The sequence below is a fragment of the Winogradskyella sp. MIT101101 genome, assembly GCF_047126865.1.
Lineage (GTDB): Bacteria > Bacteroidota > Bacteroidia > Flavobacteriales > Flavobacteriaceae > Winogradskyella > Winogradskyella ouciana.
Map to the genome: position 1 here is coordinate 1,550,957 of NZ_CP138982.1, position 18,668 is coordinate 1,569,624.

Below are 18,668 nucleotides of genomic sequence, written 5' to 3' on the forward strand. Positions count from 1 at the left end.
AGTTCTAAGTAAAAATACAAGCTGCAGATCTATTTGTATAGGTAATGTATAGGTGTTAACAAGGACTGTATAGGTGTTATAGTTCTAAAATGTAGTTAGTAAGGCTTTGTTCGTGGTCTAATCCCATCTTTTTTCTTAATCGATAGCGTTTTACTTCGACACTTTTATGGGAGATATTCAATAAAGGGGCTATTTCCTTCGAAGACAAATTCAATCTTAAATAAGCACATAACCTCAGGTCATTTGACGTGATTGAGGGGTGCAAGGATTTAACTTTTCTCATAAAGTCTTTATCTACATTGTTAAAGGCTTCTTCAAACAACTTCCAATCACTGGTGTTATTTAAACTTGAGTTTATCATTTTGATAACACCCTTAACCTCATCCAAAGATTTACTTTTAGATAGTTTTTCCTTTATATTATTAAGTAGTTCATTACGCTTTACTAAATTCATAGTAGCTGTACCGAGTTCTCTATTTTTATTATCAATATCTAACTGAAGATTTTGGTTTTTAAACTCCATTAATTGACGTTGATTCTCAAGTTGCTCTAATTCTAACTCTCTTTCTTTTTTTTCTATGACCCTTTCTTGTTGTCTTTTATAATACCTCTTATTGAAAAATTGAACTAAAAACACAAATAACAAAAACACCAAAACATAAGCTATTATAGCTATTGGTTTTAAATACCAAGGTTTATCTATCGAAAAGCTGTAAGACAAGGTATTAGCCGCAGAAACCGTACCTGCTTTTGCCCTAACTTTAAGTTCATAGTCTCCATGAGGTAAATTTTCAAATAGCACTTCAGAATCGGTGGACCAATCACTCCAATCGTCATATATACCTACCAATTTGTATTGGTATTTGGTTATGGAAAGTTTATTATAATATGGAGCGCTGTAACTAAAATGAACACTGTTGTACTTGTTTTCTAGGTTAATTGGCTCACTATAATCTATAGGGGCAAATTCATTATGAAGAGAAGTATAGGATGCGCCATTCAAATAAATGTTAAAAGATTCAGGTCTTTGGGTGTTAATATTTACCGTTATATAACCTTCTTTATTACCGAATAGATATTCTTCATCGCTTATAGGTAATATGTTTTCGAAACCCGTTTTAATTTTTCGCATATCTTCAGATATTTCGATGATATTGGCCTCTGGTTCATTAGAAAGTATACCTGGCTCTACATATAGTATTTTATCCTTTGTAAAGCCCCATAATCTATTGTGCTCTTCTTCATATATCAATTTACCTGACAAATATTTGTTGCCCGTAAATAAATCGCTTAAAATTGAATCTTTTATGAAGGTATCTGAATCTTTATTAAAACTAAACACTCCCTCTCTATAACAATATAGAATTGAATCGTTATACTCTGTTAAGCTAGATTTTATTCCGTGTTCAATTGAGAGTTTCTTGTAGTCTAGAACCCTCCTAAAATCATTATCAATAGTCAATTTGTAAACCCCTTTGTATTCGTGATTAACCAATACTTCGTTTAAACCTGAAAATTCTATGAATCTTGAAGATATATCAAAGCCTTCAATTTTATTTCTGTACCTCCATTGCCCATTAACAAGCTCTAGAACATTAAGTCCCTTATAGGTACCTTGCAACAGCAAGTCCGTTCTATTTTCAATGGACTTTATAATCCAAGTTCCTCTTATACTTGAAATCTTTGTCGCTCTATTTTGCTCTATGATAAAAGTCCCTTGATCATGGCCACAAAACAAAGTTCCATTTTTAACATCTAAAGTCCATACTTGCCCTTGAGTTCCTCCTATAAGTTCGAATCTGTCATCTGAATTTAGCTTTTTATAAAACAGACCTTGATTGGTTCCGAGATATAAATGGTCATCTACTTTTTCTGAGGTATATACAGTTCCTAAAGCGCCTTGTTTATCTTTATAAACTCTATAGGGAGAATCTAAATTTATAACATTGACACCATTATCTAACCCTAACCAAATGTTTCCATTATTATCCTCATTAATTGAAAGCACTGTATTATTACTTAGTCCATCTTTCTGATCAATTGTCTGTAATAAATCACCATCTTTATCCAACACCAAAATTCCGTTAGAAATTGTTCCGAGAACAAAATTTCCATCTTTTAACCTGACACTGCTATATAAGCTATAACCAGAAAGTTTGTCATCGGTAGTTGTCTGCCATTGGCTTATTACACCATTTTTATAGATATAAAACCCATTATCTTTGGTTTGCAGCATCAACCCGTTTTCTAACTGGCAAATATTAACCAACTCAACATTATTTATTTTTGGTGATGAAACAACCAATTGAGATTTACCGTTCTCTATTTTGAATATGCCATCCTCAATTTTTTGAAAATAGACAGCGCCATTGACTTCAAATATTTTATTAATTCTTGTTTTAGAATCAACAATTTCGAAACTTTTATCAGTTATATTATATATATAAATACGTTCAAAAGATTGAAACAATACGTAGTCTTCGAGATTTATTATACCCCAAAATTCCTCGTCTTCTTTAACGCTAATGTTATTTTGTTTTGTAAGTGAAGTATAAACAAGTGTCCCGTATTGGTTTTTGTTCCAGTACCCAAAGTCCATGTAACCACCCGTGTAAATTCGGTCACCTACAGATTTAACAGATCTCAAAATATCGTCATTTGGTGATCGATACAATTCCCAGGACGCACCATTGTACTCTAACAAACCTGCATTATTCGCAATGTAAATAAAACTGTTTTCGGTTTGGGATATAGACCAATTCTGGTCTTCTGCAGCATAATCTTGCGGTGTAAAAATCTGTATTGGTGGAATTTCTTGACCATGGACAGTTAGTCCAAACAAGCACAATAAAAAACAAAGAATTTTATTTATTACACCCATTACTAATTCTTTAAGTGAGTTGCCCTTTTCATAATTCAAAAAAGAACAATAGATATATTAATAACTAACTTGTTAAGGTACTAATATAGATAAATAAAAGGACTTTAGACATAATGTAGTGTTATCAGCAATAGATAGTATAGGGTGAAATTAAACTGAATTATCTTGTAATTAGACAAGTAAAAAAATAGATTGGGTTTTATTTAATAACAACTTTTTTTGATTTTTGTCCTGTCTCGTATTGAAGATTTACAATATAAATACCTCCACTAAGTGAAGCTATATTTATGCGATTCTCAACAATAGATGAATTAAGCTCAGTTGCAAGTACCTTCCTGCCCTGGATATCGTATAAATCTAATTGTGTGTTTTCTTGTAACCGACCATTAACTATTAATTCTTTAGAACTATTTAAAACAAAGATATTCAGAGTATGTAAATTATTTCCAGTAGTAGATAATGCACCTTCAGATATTCTCAAGTAGAAACGTCCGGTTCCGGACACTGAAGTTGTAGGCAACATCACATAGTCATTATTGATTAATAAGGTTGATGTATTTGCAAGCGTATCATCAAGATAGACATTAACAGAAGCTGGCAATGACATATCAGCAATACTAAAGGCTAATTGCGCTCCTTGATTTACATTTACTCCTAATGGAATTATGACATCTGAAAGATTACTAGAATTAACTGTTTGTACAGCCATTGGAACACCTTCATTGTCCTCAACCAGATGCGAATACAAAGCAAATTCTGGAATATTACCTCCAAAAACAGCTGCATCAAACCCTCTGTCTAATCCTACACTTGCATTGTCATGAAAAAAAACAGATGTTAAACAACTATCAGAAGCTGTACTCACCCTTATTTTGATAAAATTTACATCACTTGATGTTCTACCTATTATAAAGTCATCTGAATTACCCACAGTCTGCATATTTGGTGTAAACTCCAAATCAGCAGATGATGAATTTGACGATACAAAAAAGCCTTGTCCTGGAGCTATTAGAGCAGGTCCATCCACCAAATTTGTAATCGTCCAATTACTTCCTGATCCGTCTGTATTATTTGCATCATAACCATAAATAGCTGCAGTATCCTCATCCAGCAAACTAAGGTTTGATACTCCAGAGACAGACCCTATATGATTCAAAAATGTGTTAACATCTATATACGAAGGATAAGGGTTTCCTATGAGGTTCCACTCCGGAAAATCACCCGTAAAATCATTTTCAACAGATGTATTAACAGAACCCGTTACAATTGACCCAGTAAAAACCAAGGCCTCCCCTAAACCTTCATCTAATGACGTATTCGTTGCTACTCTGTAACCCGTACCTGAAGATAAAGTTGTTGAAGTGTTGTAGTTATATAGCAAATAGTCATCTGTATTGCCTTTTTCAAACGGACCAAATAGATAGGTTGTATTTGGTTGAGCTTCTCCATTACTTAATAGAACATCTGAATTATAATTATTGTCGTTAGTTAGAAAAGAAGTCCAGCTTTGTCCTGATAACGGAGGGGCAATCAAATCATTACCATTCAGTTCCGAATTGGTATATCTATGGTATTTAGAGGTTCCTGAAACAGCTATTGTGCCTTTTAGAATTAAACCAGAGTATGAATCTGATTCAGAATACATATTTAAATCACCATCTATGTTTAGAGTTGCTCCTGTAGAAACGATTAAATTTGCTCCACTATGAATGTTTAAATCTGTAATGGTTTTATCACCAGATAATATGGGTAAAGTTCCTGTTACTGGAATTGTTATTTCCGAACAAAAATCTGGTACTTGGTTTGGTGTCCAGTTATTTGGATCGTTCCAGTTGTTAGAGGCAGAACCATTCCAAGTAATTTGCAAAGGACTGGAGACAAAGACTACCTCAAAGCGATCATTGGCAATAGAAGCAGGTGTACCAGAAGTAATAGAATAGCTATAGTTAACCGTACCACTTTGCGGAATCTCAGTAGATATGTTAGTATAGTTATCAAATAAGAATGCCGTTGCGCATTGCATAGCTATGCCTTCTGCTACAATTGTATAATTGGTGTTCCTGTAAGTGTTAACTTCTAATTGGATTTCCTCTCCATCCTGTGGAGTATTTCTATTTTCAACACTTAATAAAATCCCGTTATTATTAGTTGCAAAATTTTCGTCTAAATTGGGAATATGTAGCGCATCATTAGCATCAATAGCATTATTACCTTCGGTGTCAAATAAAATTAATAACGCATCTGTAGCCGACTCATTATTAGCTAACGCACTACTTTCATATAAAGATAGACGCAATTGTCCTTGGCTGGTAAATTCATTTACCCTTCTTAAATCTTCGGTTTTTAATCTAGGCTTATCCTTGCTTTTTTGCTTTAGGTTTATAGAAGATTCATTAATTAATGGAAAAATCAAGACGATTGTGAAAAATGAAAAGATGAAATTCAATTTCATGATAAAGCATTATTATGGTTGATTATAATGACCATAACCTATTAAATGCCCGGAACAAGGAGTAGAAAATTGAGGGTAGGAATTTTATGTTAACCAATTACTAAAAAGGGTAAAAAAAACCTTTATGAAATTAATAAAAAAATATTTGATAAACTATGTAAATTTACTATTATCGTCTAAAAGTCAATTATTTACCACAAAAGGTTTGCATCTATACAGAAGTGAAAACGCTGATTTTTAATCTTAAATACTTACAGTTTTAAATCCAACTTTCCGATAATCATAAAATCAAAAAAAGCCGAAACTTTCGTTTCGGCTTTTTATCAGTACTGAAGGCGGGAAAATAGTTCTGTTATTAATTTCATAGAGGTTGTTATATTATGTATTAAGCATAATAAATTAAATTTCCAATAGAATTAATATAAGGAAGTGTAAATTTTAAAACCTCATTTAAGTTTAAAATATTAAAAAAAAAGTTAATTTTGAACAATTTTATAACTAATAGGTTATATTTATCTTGAAAAGAAAGGCTATTATAATAAGAAAGGGAACTAAATTCAACATTTGTTGCGACATAAAACTTATGGATGAATTTATGCAATATGTCATGTCAGATGCAAGCCATTCTAAAGAGATGAAACTAATTTTTAGTCAAATACTAGAAGGTTTAAACACTAAAAAATATGGTCAAGAACCATTTGGAACCAAGGCAATGAAGCCATTTCTAAATAGAGAAAACGATAGGATCATCTGTAAAGTTGCTAAGCGAAAAAACAAAAAGCAATGCATAGTTATGTCCGAAATACATTACCATAAAAAAACTCAATCAAACAATAGAGAACTAAATAACAGATATAAAATAGTATCCAACTATGTTTACGAAATCATTGAATAAATTTAAAGACATTTTATCTAATCCAAAATTCGATCTTAACCATGAAACTAATATGGTTCAATCTCGTATTTTAAGTACGATACTTCAAGTCATGGATGATAGAGAATTCAATCAATCTGACTTAGAAAATTTAACTGGTCTGAGCCAACCTTTTTTAAGTAGTATTTTCAATAATAAGAAAAACTTAAGCATGAAACATATTGCTTTAATTCAAGAAGCATTAGGTATAGTTCTCCAGCCACCGAAATTTCTTGATAAAGAAACTCATAAAGCAAAATTTTATAGTGAAAATAATGAAAAGTTTGATATAGCAAATTTGACATGGGCCATTAGAGGATTATCAGAGTTAAAAAAAGTTAACACCAGGGAATTTGACAACTGTATTTACATGACTTCATTTATAAATGATGAGTCTACTTACTCCCATACAAGAGAATTAATTAAAAAAGGGCTGACAAAAAAAGGAATCGGAAAAATAAAACAAGAAGGAAAAATTGTATATGCTTCAAATAAAAAAGTAAATGTATACGGATAATCTTTTTTTTAAAAATATGTGACAATGACAAAAAACATTTTTTTTTCAGATATAGAAATAATAGAACAAAGAATTAGAGAATTACATTATTCAGATGCTTTTGATGAAAATTTTGATTTTGACCTTTTGGATAATGAACAATTTTCAATTAATATAGAGTACAATCTATATGTCAATCAAGAAGAAGAAACTGAACATCTATTAATTATTATACTTGAAATTGAGGAAATTGAAGCAGAAAAAGATGATTCAATACACTTAGGCATGGTTGTTCAAGGTCATTATAAGATAAATTCAGAAATTGACCCTAAAGAATTTTCTTCGCTCTATCATTTTGGAAGTCTATCTTTAGCGATAAATTTTTTAAGAACATCTTTCTTCAATTTAACCGCACTTACCTTAAATGAAGGCTTATCACTTCCATTAATCGATATGGAAGCACTACACAAAGACTATGATGAGAGAACTAAAAAAGAAAGTAAAAAAAAGAATAAAAAATAAGTATTGTTTTACTTAATGTATGATTAAACCCTAAAGAGGTTAAACAAACATCGATTTCCGTTAATATAGAGACATGTGGGGAATATATAATTCATAAAAATAAAAAACTCTCAAAATCAAATGACTAAGAGAGTTTTTCGTACTGAAGGCGGGACTTGAACCCGCACGGCCATAATGGCCATTGGATTTTAAGTCCAACGTGTCTACCAATTCCACCACTTCAGCATCCCAGTTGCAGACTGCAACTTAATTGGTATATATTGTATAGAGCGAAAGACGGGATTTGAACCCGCGACCCTCACCTTGGCAAGGTGATGCTCTACCCCTGAGCTACTTTCGCGTAGTGTTTTTAAAGAACTTTTTCGCTATAAAAGCGGATGCAAATTTAAACTATTTCTTATAAATGCAAAGATTTTTTTAAAATAAATTAAACTTAACTAAGCTTGCTTTTTCTTTACCAACATACGCTTAATTTCATTGAGTTTCATCAATGCCTCAACAGGTGTAAGTGTATCAATATCTATATGCGAAATCTCATCTTTAATTTCCTCTAACAAAGGATCATCTAAATTAAAGAAGCTTAACTGCATATCATCTTTTAATGATTTTACCTTGTCCGTAAGTTCTTCACTAGAATGTGACTTTTCTAATTTCGACAATATTTTATTAGCACGTCGTATCACTTGTTGCGGCATACCTGCCATTTTTGCGACATGAATACCAAAACTATGTTCACTACCTCCTTCAACCAACTTACGTACAAAAAGCACATTGTCTTTTAACTCTTTTACCGAAACATTGAAATTCTTAATCCGTGAGAAAGTCTCAGTCATTTCATTGAGCTCGTGGTAATGCGTCGCAAAAAGTGTCTTCGGTTTTGCAGGATGCTCATGCAAATATTCACTGATTGCCCAAGCGATGGAGATACCATCATAAGTACTTGTACCACGACCTATTTCATCTAATAGTACCAAACTTCGTTCTGAAATGTTGTTTAGAATAGATGCCGTTTCGTTCATTTCTACCATAAAGGTAGATTCGCCCATTGAGATGTTATCACTTGCTCCTACACGTGTGAAAATCTTATCCACTAATCCAATTTTAGCTTCTTTAGCCGGTACAAAACTGCCTATTTGTGCCAATAGTACAATTAAGGCCGTTTGCCTTAAAATAGCCGACTTACCAGACATATTTGGACCCGTAATCATTATGATTTGTTGCGTTTCCCTATCTAAAAACACATCATTGGCTATATAAGCTTCACCTAAAGGCAATTGTTTTTCAATCACAGGATGACGACCATCTGTAATTTCTAGGTCACAGCTGTCATCTATCGTTGGATAGTTATAGTTGTTGGATTTTGCCAAACTCGCAAAACCACAAAGACAATCTAATTGGCCAATCAATTGTGCATTCTGTTGCACTTGAACTATAAACTGATGCATCCAAGTTACCAATTCAGCAAAGAGCTGCTGTTCAATAGCCAGAATACGTTCTTCAGCACCAAGAATTTTTGCTTCATATTCTTTTAGCTCTTCAGTGATGTAACGCTCTGCATTCACTAAAGTTTGTTTGCGAATCCACGCTTCAGGAACTTTATCTTTATGAGAATTACGCACTTCAATATAATACCCAAATACATTATTAGAGGCTATTTTTAAGGACGTAATTCCTGTACGCTCACTTTCGCGCTTCAGCATATTATCGAGATAGTCCTTTCCTGATTTTGACAATCCTCTCAACTCATCCAGTTCTTGAGAAAAACCTTCGGCAATGGTACTTCCTTTTAGGATATTAACTGGCGCTTCTTCATTAAGTGTCTGTTTAATCTTTTCTCGTAATAAATCGCAATTATTGAGATTGGCACCTAAAACTTTTAAGGCTTCATTATTGCAATTTTCAGTCATGGATTTAATGGGCACAATGGCTTCAAGGGAGTTTTTCAATTGAATCACCTCACGAGGGCTCACCTTAGTGGTGGCAATCTTAGATATTAACCGTTCAATATCACCAATGTGTTTAATTTGTCCTTGAATCTTTTGCAGTACTACTTCATTATTCAACAAAAATTGAACTACTTCGTGACGTTGTTTAATCTTATCAGTATGTTTTAGCGGTAAAGCCAACCAACGCTTCAATGTTCGACCTCCCATTGCGGAAATGGTTTTATCGATGACATTGATCAGCGTAACAGCATTGGCATTTGTAGAATGGTATAGCTCTAAATTTCGGATGGTAAACTTATCCATCCACACATAATCGTCCGTTGCAATTCTTGAAATTGTAGCAATGTGCTCTAGTTTATTGTGTCGCGTTTCGCTTAAATAATGAAGTACAACACCAGAAGCTATAATACCTTCATATAAATCTTCAATCCCAAAGCCTTTCAGGGTTTTTGTATTGAAATGTTTGGTTAATGTTTCGTGTGCATAATCAGCTTGAAATACCCAATCTTCTATATAAAAAGTATGAAAATCGCTACCAAAGGTCTCCGTAAATTCCTTTCGGCATTGTTTTGAAATGAGGACTTCACTTGGGTTAAAATTCTGAAGTAGTTTGTCCACATATTCAGCATTACCTTGAGAGGTTAAAAACTCACCTGTAGAAATATCCAAGAAAGAAACTCCGATATATTTTTTATCAAAATGAACAGCGCATAGAAAATTATTGGATTTGGAGTGTAATATATCATCATTCAACGCCACACCAGGCGTTACCAATTCTGTCACACCACGCTTTACGATTTTCTTGGTCTGTTTTGGATCTTCCAACTGATCGCAAATGGCAACACGTTCACCAGCTCTCACCAATTTTGGCAAATAGGTATTCAACGAGTGATGAGGAAACCCAGCCAATTCTGTTTCACTTTCACTGCCAGCACCGCGCTTGGTTAAAATAATATCTAAAATCTTGGATGCTTTAACGGCATCACTACCAAAGGTTTCATAGAAATCACCAACTCTAAATAGCAATAATGCATCAGGATACTTTGCCTTTATGGCATTGTACTGCTTCATTAATGGTGTTTCTTTTTTTGCCTTTTTAGCCAAGAGATTTATGTATTTTTGTTGAAATTGAAAGTTCGCTAATTTACTTATAATTTGAGGTTTATTGAAGCCTGAAAGCTATAAGTTATCTACAGCTGTTGATAACATTAAAACAAAAATTGAAACGTCATAACGAGTGAAATGCAATGAAACGAAATAATCTCTTGATTTGAAAAGATTGCCACGTCCTTCGTCCTCGCAATGACAGATACACTATGAAAAGAAAACTAAAAAACGAAGAATTAGACCGGTTAGAAGTTTCAGAATTTAAAGACGCTGAGAAATCGCCTATCATTATAATTCTAGATAATATTAGAAGTTTAAACAATATTGGTTCTGTATTTAGAACCAGTGATGCGTTTTTGATTGAAAAGATTTATCTCTGTGGCATTACAGCACAGCCACCTCATAACGACATTCGTAAAACCGCTCTAGGCAGCACAGAAACGGTGGATTGGGAATATGCTGAAAATACTTTAGAAGTCGTTAAAAAATTAAAAGCTAAAAATATTAAAATCGCAAGTATTGAGCAAGCCGAAAACGCGACGATGCTAAACGATTTTAAACCTCAAGCCAATACCAAATATGCTTTTGTATTTGGGAATGAAGTTAAAGGTGTGGCTCAAGAAATTGTTGATGCCAGTGATGTTGTTATTGAAATTCCGCAATATGGTACTAAACATTCTTTGAATATCTCAGTGAGTTGTGGTGTTGTGGTTTGGGATGCCCACAATAAACTCCAAAAAATAAATTCCAAATTCCAAAACTCAAAACTTTGAACTTTGAACTTTGAACTTTGAACTTTGAAAAAGAAATCAAAATCTCCCTGGCCAACAAAAGCCGTAATGGAACAGATCTATGAAAAGCATCTTTGGGGCGGAAAAGAGTATGATTTCTATTCTGGTATAGGTTCTCACGATCCAAAGACCATAAATCCTTATTTAGACGTTGTTATCGATTTTTTGAAGTCTAAAAATAATCAACTGACCGTTTGTGATTTGGGCTGTGGTGATTTTAATATTGGGAAACACCTTATCCCTTTCACGAAAAATTATATAGGAGTTGATATTGTGGAAAATCTCATTGAGCGAAATAGGACACAGTTTATAGCAGAAAACCTAACATTTCAATGTTTGGATATTGCCAAGGACGAATTACCAAATGCCGATTGCGTCATCTTAAGGCAAGTGCTTCAACATTTATCCAACCAAGAAATTCAACAAATTGTAAATAAGCTAAAAAACTACAAATACATTATATTGACAGAACACCTTCCCGTTGGTGAATTTAAACCCAACAAAGACATTATTTCTGGTCAAGGCATACGATTAAAACAAAATAGTGGTGTGGATGTGTTGGCTGAGCCTTTTAAGTTGAAGATTTTAGATATCAAAGTCTTGAACGAAGTCATTTTGGATATTGGCAAAGGTAGAATTGTAACAACACTTTATAAGTTATCCTGAATGCAGACTGGCTACCAGCTACCGGCTACCAATTTCATTAAGCAACCACAAATAATCCGCACGGTTTTTCACAAAATCCTTTTCAGAAACATCAATGATTTTAATATTAAGGTCCGTTTGTGATTTTAAGAATTCAAGATAACCAGAGTTGATTTTATCGAGGTATTCATCTTGGATTTCCTTCTCGTACTTACGGCCACGCTTTTTAATATTGGCCTGTAATCGCTCTGTGTTTTGATAGAGGTACACATACAAATCTGGCCTCGCTATATCCTTATATACCTGATAGAATAATTTACGGTATAATCTAAATTCATCCTCTGGCAAAGTCACTTTTGAAAATACCAGCGATTTGTGCACATCGTAATCACTGACCATAAAATCCTTGAATAAATCCAATTGCGACAAATCATCGCTGATTTGCTGATAACGATCCGCCAAAAAAGACATTTCCAAAGTAAAAGCATAGCGCTCTGGTTCCTTGTAAAATTTAGGAAGAAATGGGTTGTCCGCGAAGCGTTCTAATATCAGCTTTGCATTAAAATCTTGCGAGATTTTTGTCGCCAAACTGGTTTTACCAGCACCAATATTTCCTTCAATGGCTATAAAATTATAATTGCAAAAATTATAGGTCTTTTTCGGGTTCTTCAACCAGATATTTACAGGTTCAATCTCTGATTCATCATTACATTCAACAAGTAAATCTTCAACTGATTTTTTAAATTCAGGATGCTGAAAATCCTTAGCAATGTCCTGCAATGGCTTTAATACAAACTTACGTTTATGTAGTTCTGGGTGTGGAATTACCAAAGCCTTTTCCTCAATCATCTCATCACCATAAAACAGAATATCTAAATCTATCTCTCTAGATTCATATTTGTCTGATTTCTTATTAGAACGACCTAATACCTTTTCAATATCCTTGAGTGTTTTTAAAAGCTTTTTTGGCTTTAACTCCGTCTCAACCTTAATACATGTATTGTAGAAATCATCGCCATCAAATCCTAATGCTGGCGTTTCGTAAACTTTAGAAATCTTTTTTACGGCACCTACCGTTTTAAAAATAGCATCAACAGCAGATTGCAGATACTGCAATTTATTGCCTTTGTTACTTCCTAATGCTATGTAAACGGATTTAGTTGATGTCATGGAATTAGCAAAATAACTAAAAGAAATATTAATAGATTATCTTTACAACAACATTTTATCAACCATTTTTAATGCCAATAAAAGACAAACTTTTAGCACAACGTATTTACCTCTTGCTTGGTGCGCTTTTTATTACATCCTTAGTCGTTTCTAACTTAATTTTTCAAAAGTTTTTTTATTGGTATCCTGTAGATGTTGAAATTTTTGGCAGTAAATTGTTTGAAATTTCAGTTGGTATCTTACCGTATCCAATAACCTTTCTCATAACGGATTTAATCAGTGAGATTTATGGAAAAAAACGCGCCAATGATGTTGTGATTGTTGGAATTTTTGCGTCACTTTTTTCACTATTAATAATCTATACAGGCTCCCTGGTACCAGCAACCTCTTGGTCTTATGTGGATGACGAAATGTTTAATACTGTTTTTGGCAATTCTGCCATTGCTGTTTTTGCCAGTATGCTTACCTATTTATTTGCACAATTTGTGGACATTCAAATCTATCATTTTTGGAAACGCCTTACCAAAGGTAAACACTTATGGTTACGTAACAATTTCTCTACTTGGTTTTCCCAATTTGTTGACACGTTTACTATCATTTTCTTATTGTGCTCGTTCGGCATTATAGATTGGGTTAATTTCAAAGGCTTATTAATCAGTGGTTTTTTATTTAAAGTCTTGGTGGCAGCTTTAGACACCCCTTTTCTATATCTTGGAGTTTATCTCTTCAGAAAACGTTTTAAGCTAAAGGTAAATGAGGAAATAAGTTTACTATAAGAGTTATCTAAAACATTAAATTCTTCTTAAACTTAACCATGAAAGCAACTTTTCTAAGGATTTTTGCGTAACTATTAAACAAGCTATAACTTTTCGCCATGAAGAAAATTTTCAAAATTATTGGGATTATTTTACTCATTTTTGTTGCCATCCTTATTGCAATTCCTTTTGTACTGGAATCTAAAATTGACACCATCGTTCAAAATTATGCGGATGAGAATCTTGATGCCGATTTAAGTTTTGACGACATCAGTTTAAGCCTCATCAGTAGTTTTCCAAAAGCTGAGGTCAGTGTTGAAAATTTAAAAATCACCAACAGAGCACCTTTTAAGGACGAAACTTTAGCCACAGCGAAATCCCTTTCTTTTGAAATGCCTATCGGTCAATTATTTAAAGGTACTGAAGAGCCATTGACGGTTAATGAAATTATTGCAGACGAAATGCTCTTAACCATAAAGACCAATAAAAACGGAACCACCAATTACGATATCATAAAAGAGAAAGAAAGCACAACTGTTGCTTCTGACACCACATCAACAGGTTTTAGTTTTGATATAGAAAATTACGAAATCAATAATAGTGCGTTCACCTATATAGACGAGCAAACCGAAACAAACATATATGCCACAGAAATCAACCATACCGGAAAAGGCATCTTTTCGGGAGAACTCTCGGAATTAGACACTAATACCGAAGCTAAAATCACTATGTCTATTGATAGTGTAGAATATCTTACCAACAACATTATTAAACTAGACGCTTTAATTGATCTCGATTTAGAGCAAGAAAAATATACCTTTAAAGAGAACAAAGGCTTTATTAACGCTTTGCCATTAGAGTTTCAAGGTTTTGTGCAAAATGTGGAAGGTGGCCAACAAATAGATATTAGTTTTAAAAATCCTGAATCGTCTTTTAAGTCCTTTTTAGCGGTTATACCAGAAACATATTCCAAGAACATAGAAAACGTCAATACCACTGGAAACTTTACGGTAAATGGTATAATCAAAGGATTAATTTCAGAAGAGACCATTCCGACTTTAGATATAAACATGCGCTCTAACAATGCATCGTTTAAGTATCCTGATTTGCCAAAAAGTGTCACCAATATTATGATTGATGCTTCCGTAAAGAACACTTCTGGAAATGCTGATGACACTTATATGGACATCAATACCTTTGATTTTAAAATTGACCAAGATGTCTTTAAGTCCGAAGCGCATATAAAAAACCTCACTGGCAATATGTTGGTTAATGCCAATCTAGACGGTGTGCTAAATCTGGCGAATGTTACAAAAGCGTATCCTGTTGACATAGAAAATCAATTGAGTGGTATCCTAAAGGGAAAACTCAACACCTCCTTTGATATGGATGCTATTGAAACCAACGCTTACCAACGTATTAAAAACAACGGAAGCGTGTCGATTACGGATTTTATTTTTTCGTCGGAAGATATTGTAAACCCTATTCAAATCAATAAAGCAGAATTAACCTTTAAACCAGGAACGGTGAGCCTTAACAGTTTTGACGCCTTAACAGGAAAAAGTGATCTTTCAGCAACAGGTACCATTAATAATCTGCTTGGATTCTTGTTGAGCGATAAAAAATTACAAGGAAATTTTAACGTGAACAGCAATACGTTTGCAATTTCAGATTTTATGGTTGAAGATGAAACGGCTTCAGAAACATCAAACAAAACAACATCTGATGGAGAATCACTGAAGATTCCTGAGTTTTTGGATTGCACCATTACAGCAAATGCCAATACCGTCATTTACGACAATCTCAATTTGAAGAATGTAAAAGGACAGATGCGCATAAAAGATCAAAATGCTAATCTCATTAATATGACCACGGATTTGTTCAATGGTCAGTTGGGAATTTCTGGTAACGTTTCAACAAAAGAGGCTAAACCAAAATTTGATATGAAACTCGCCATGCAACAGTTTGATATCTCCCAGTCCTTTAGAGATTTGGAAATGTTAAAAGCACTTGCGCCAATCGCTAAGGTTCTCCAAGGCAAATTGAACTCTACCATTGATATAAGCGGATTTTTGGACGAAAACTTCTCACCAGAATTAAGCACCATTTCAGGAAACGCATTAGCTGAAATACTAACTTCCAATATTGATGTTTCAAAAAGTCCTTTATTAGCTGGTTTGGATAATAAGTTAGATTTTTTAGACCTTCAAAATCTTCAGAAAAATATTGCCACCAAACTAAATATTGAGAATGGTTTGGTTTCAGTAAAACCATTTACCATAAACTACAAGGACATTCCTATAGAAGTTTCGGGTACACACACATTTTCTAATAATTTACAATATGATGTTGTGTTTCAAGTCCCAGCAAAATATTTAGGTAGTGAAGTCAACCGTTTAATAGGAAAAATCAATGACCCAGAGGTGAATAATATTTCCATTCCTGTTACGGCAAATATTAATGGTAGTTTTTCCAGTCCAAATATTTCAACAGATTTAACGAGTGGAGTTTCTAATTTAACCAAGCAACTCATTGAAATTGAAAAGCAAAAACTAATTGGTAAAGGCAAGGACAAAATCAACGACTTGTTAGGTGGTGTTTTAGGTAGCAATAAAACAAAGACAGATTCTACAACTGTAAAAACAGATAGCAGTAAAACAGATCCAAAGGATAAAATTAAGGAGGGCGTAAAAGATGCCATAGGCGATTTGTTCGGTGGAAAGAAAAAATCAAAAGACAAAAAAGCCCAAGATTCGACAAAAAACAATTGATTTTTACGCAAAAACCATACATTTTTCCCAAAATTTGTTAATAATTAGCCATTTTCTTGTTTTTCTGAATAATAAAGTTATGTTGTAGGTTCACTAATTTTAAAATAAGTACATGAGGCAATTAAAAATCACCAAGCAGGTTACCAACAGAGAAGACAAATCTTTAGACAAATATCTACAAGACATCAGTAAAATTCCGTTGATAACCGCTGATGAAGAAGTAGAATTAGCGCAAAGAATAAAAAAGGGTGATCAAGAAGCTTTAGATAAATTAACAACAGCCAACTTAAGGTTCGTTGTTTCTGTTGCTAAGCAATATCAAAATCAAGGTTTAAAACTTCCGGATTTAATTAACGAAGGTAATGCTGGTTTGGTAAAAGCAGCTAAGCGATTTGACGAAACAAGAGGTTTTAAGTTTATATCTTATGCTGTATGGTGGATTAGACAAGCTATTCTACAGGCATTGGCCGAGCAATCTCGTATTGTAAGACTACCATTGAATAAAATTGGTACGATTAATAAAATCAACAAAACCTTTTCGCATTTAGAGCAAATACACCAAAGACCTCCAAATGCAGAAGAAATTGCGAGAGAATTAGACATTAGCGTACGTGAGGTAAAACAATCCATGAAAAACTCTGGACGTCACCTCTCTATGGACGCACCATTAAAGGATGGAGAAACCTTTAGTCTTTATGATGTGGTAAGTGCTAGTGAATCTCCAAAGCCAGATAAAAATTTAATGAAAGCGTCATTAAATACTGAAATTGAGCGTGCATTAGAAACTCTGACACAAAAGGAAAGTGACGTCATTCGTCTTAATTTTGGAATAGGTGATCAACCTCCAATGACTTTAGAGGAGATTGGTGGTATTTATGATTTAACTAGAGAACGTGTAAGACAAATACGTGAAAAAGGAATCAGACGATTAAGACATGCCAGCAAGAGTAAAATCTTGAAGACATATCTAGGTTAAAAATTCCTTATTTTAATAACATAATTATTTTTTATTTTCAAATAGTTGGCATATATTTGCCGACCATTTGCAAGAATTAGTTAACAAAATATATCGATATAATGATTAAAATCGAAATCAAAGAAGGAGAAAATATAGAGAGAGCTCTTAAGCGTTACAAGCGTAAGCATAGAAATGTGCAGATTATGCAAAACCTAAGAGAGTCTCGTTATTTCACTAAGCCATCTGTTAAGAGAAGAAGAGAAATTCAGAAGGCTGAGTATATCCAAGGATTAAGAGACGCGGAGAACGTATAATTTTTTTATACGTACCTATCATATATAGAGCAATAGAAATATTGCTCTTTTTTTGTTCTATAAACTCAACTCAACTACTAAGCCTTCATTTGCTCTAATATTAAAGACTCTATTATCTTCAAAAATGAGGTATTGCCCTTTAATCCCAACAAGTTTACCCGAATAATTAATTTCCTTTTTTATATTTAAGCTATTAGGTTTTACAGGATACTGATCCACAGGAAATTTTAAATGAGTTTCTGAATTGCTTTCAATAAAATAATCTTTGGCTTCTTCTGGAATGAATTCTTTTAAATTGTTCCTCCATTCTATAAGATTCACATCTTCAATATCATTCTTCAACATTTTCCTCCAGTTGGTTTTATCAGCTACGTGATCTTTTAAGGCTACTTCTGTGATTCCAGCTAAATAACGATTAGGAACCTCAACGATTTCAATAGCTTCATGTGCTCCTTGATCTATCCAACGCGTTGGTACTTGGCTTTTTCTAGTGACTCCTACTTTTACATTGCTTGAGTTTGCCAAATACACAATATGTGGTTGCAACTGTACCTGCTTTTCATATTCTAAATCTCTATCCTCTTTATTCAAATGTGCTGTACTTAACTCTGGTCGCATAATCCAATCGCCTGCAACTGGTTTGTCAAAAAAACAGGTCTTACAAAAACCTTGTCTGTAAATTGGCCTGTCCAAACCACAGCTTAAACACTGGTGACCGACAAGTTTCATTGTAATAGGTTTGTTTAGTAACTGATTCATGTGAATAAAATCATTCTCAAAAACCAAATAATATTGTATTGGCTCTAAAAACTCTGTCTGCATTTTAGTAAGAACACCTGTATAAATCATAGAAGAAATTTAGTATTTTTATCGTTGAACTTATATAAATCTTTATCAAACAGAAAAGGTTTATATGGGTTCACCTCAAAATTAGCCAAAAGATAAAT

General features: G+C 33.4%; 14 protein-coding genes and 2 tRNA genes. 9 read left to right on the forward strand and 7 right to left on the reverse strand.

Going from position 1 to position 18,668, the window contains the following annotated elements:
• Positions 1 to 76: 76 nt before the first annotated feature.
• Together SIB89_RS07190 and SIB89_RS07195 are read right to left on the reverse strand one after the other, a co-directional pair.
• On the reverse strand, positions 77 to 2,881 hold the full coding sequence (locus tag SIB89_RS07190; RefSeq protein WP_412561706.1) for a triple tyrosine motif-containing protein: 2,805 nt from the start codon (positions 2,879 to 2,881) through the stop codon (positions 77 to 79).
• A 199-nt stretch (positions 2,882 to 3,080) separates the two neighbouring features.
• Positions 3,081 to 5,333, reverse strand: a complete 2,253-nt coding sequence (locus SIB89_RS07195) for a T9SS type A sorting domain-containing protein (protein WP_412561707.1) — start codon at positions 5,331 to 5,333, stop codon at positions 3,081 to 3,083.
• Between the two features lie 583 nt (positions 5,334 to 5,916).
• Between SIB89_RS07195 and SIB89_RS07200 the strand changes: the two genes are divergently transcribed.
• Genes SIB89_RS07200 through SIB89_RS07210 form a run of 3 tightly spaced genes read left to right on the forward strand, consistent with a single transcriptional unit; the run spans position 5,917 to position 7,264 of the window.
• A complete protein-coding gene (locus tag SIB89_RS07200) occupies positions 5,917 to 6,228 on the forward strand; it encodes a hypothetical protein (RefSeq protein WP_412561708.1) in 312 nt (103 codons plus the stop codon).
• Positions 6,221 to 6,763: a helix-turn-helix domain-containing protein gene (locus SIB89_RS07205; protein ID WP_412561709.1), complete on the forward strand. Its 543-nt coding sequence runs from the start codon at positions 6,221 to 6,223 to the stop codon at positions 6,761 to 6,763. Before SIB89_RS07200 ends, SIB89_RS07205 begins: the two co-directional genes overlap by 8 nt.
• Positions 6,764 to 6,787: 24 nt before the next feature.
• Positions 6,788 to 7,264, forward strand: coding sequence for a hypothetical protein (locus SIB89_RS07210; RefSeq protein WP_412561710.1), 477 nt, complete (start codon positions 6,788 to 6,790; stop codon positions 7,262 to 7,264).
• A 140-nt stretch (positions 7,265 to 7,404) separates the two neighbouring features.
• On the opposite strand, the gene SIB89_RS07215 is transcribed toward SIB89_RS07210, so the two are convergent.
• The 3 genes from SIB89_RS07215 to mutS all read right to left on the reverse strand — a co-directional run bounded on the left by SIB89_RS07215 (position 7,405) and on the right by mutS (position 10,314).
• Positions 7,405 to 7,489, reverse strand: a tRNA-Leu gene (locus SIB89_RS07215).
• A 43-nt stretch (positions 7,490 to 7,532) separates the two neighbouring features.
• Positions 7,533 to 7,604: transfer RNA gene (locus SIB89_RS07220), tRNA-Gly, on the reverse strand.
• 97 nt (positions 7,605 to 7,701) lie between these two features.
• The gene (mutS, locus tag SIB89_RS07225) at positions 7,702 to 10,314 is read right to left on the reverse strand and encodes a DNA mismatch repair protein MutS (RefSeq protein WP_412561711.1); all 2,613 of its coding nucleotides are present in this window, start codon (positions 10,312 to 10,314) and stop codon (positions 7,702 to 7,704) included.
• A gap of 212 nt (positions 10,315 to 10,526) precedes the next feature.
• On the opposite strand from mutS, the gene SIB89_RS07230 reads away from it, so the two are divergent.
• Both SIB89_RS07230 and SIB89_RS07235 read left to right on the forward strand, forming a co-directional pair.
• Positions 10,527 to 11,090, forward strand: coding sequence for an RNA methyltransferase (locus SIB89_RS07230; RefSeq protein ID WP_412561712.1), 564 nt, complete (start codon positions 10,527 to 10,529; stop codon positions 11,088 to 11,090).
• Positions 11,091 to 11,114: 24 nt separating this feature from the next.
• On the forward strand, positions 11,115 to 11,774 hold the full coding sequence (locus tag SIB89_RS07235) for a class I SAM-dependent methyltransferase (protein ID WP_412561713.1): 660 nt from the start codon (positions 11,115 to 11,117) through the stop codon (positions 11,772 to 11,774).
• Between the two features lie 18 nt (positions 11,775 to 11,792).
• Here SIB89_RS07235 and folK read toward each other — a convergent pair whose 3' ends face one another.
• Complete coding sequence (gene folK, locus SIB89_RS07240) at positions 11,793 to 12,923, reverse strand: 2-amino-4-hydroxy-6-hydroxymethyldihydropteridine diphosphokinase (protein ID WP_412561714.1); 1,131 nt, start codon at positions 12,921 to 12,923, stop codon at positions 11,793 to 11,795.
• A 71-nt stretch (positions 12,924 to 12,994) separates the two neighbouring features.
• Here folK and SIB89_RS07245 point away from each other — a divergent pair, with 71 nt between their 5' ends.
• The 4 genes from SIB89_RS07245 to rpsU all read left to right on the forward strand — a co-directional run bounded on the left by SIB89_RS07245 (position 12,995) and on the right by rpsU (position 17,721).
• Positions 12,995 to 13,699, forward strand: coding sequence for a queuosine precursor transporter (locus tag SIB89_RS07245; RefSeq protein WP_412561715.1), 705 nt, complete (start codon positions 12,995 to 12,997; stop codon positions 13,697 to 13,699).
• A gap of 98 nt (positions 13,700 to 13,797) precedes the next feature.
• Entirely contained in the window at positions 13,798 to 16,449 is a 2,652-nt protein-coding gene (locus SIB89_RS07250; protein ID WP_412561716.1) for an AsmA-like C-terminal region-containing protein, read from the forward strand.
• Positions 16,450 to 16,561: 112 nt separating this feature from the next.
• Positions 16,562 to 17,425, forward strand: coding sequence for an RNA polymerase sigma factor RpoD/SigA (locus tag SIB89_RS07255; RefSeq protein ID WP_155090193.1), 864 nt, complete (start codon positions 16,562 to 16,564; stop codon positions 17,423 to 17,425).
• Between the two features lie 101 nt (positions 17,426 to 17,526).
• Positions 17,527 to 17,721, forward strand: a complete 195-nt coding sequence (gene rpsU / locus SIB89_RS07260) for a 30S ribosomal protein S21 (protein ID WP_008269492.1) — start codon at positions 17,527 to 17,529, stop codon at positions 17,719 to 17,721.
• Between the two features lie 57 nt (positions 17,722 to 17,778).
• Here rpsU and SIB89_RS07265 read toward each other — a convergent pair whose 3' ends face one another.
• Positions 17,779 to 18,570, reverse strand: a complete 792-nt coding sequence (locus SIB89_RS07265; RefSeq protein ID WP_412561717.1) for a DUF2797 domain-containing protein — start codon at positions 18,568 to 18,570, stop codon at positions 17,779 to 17,781.
• Positions 18,571 to 18,668 lie beyond the last annotated feature (98 nt).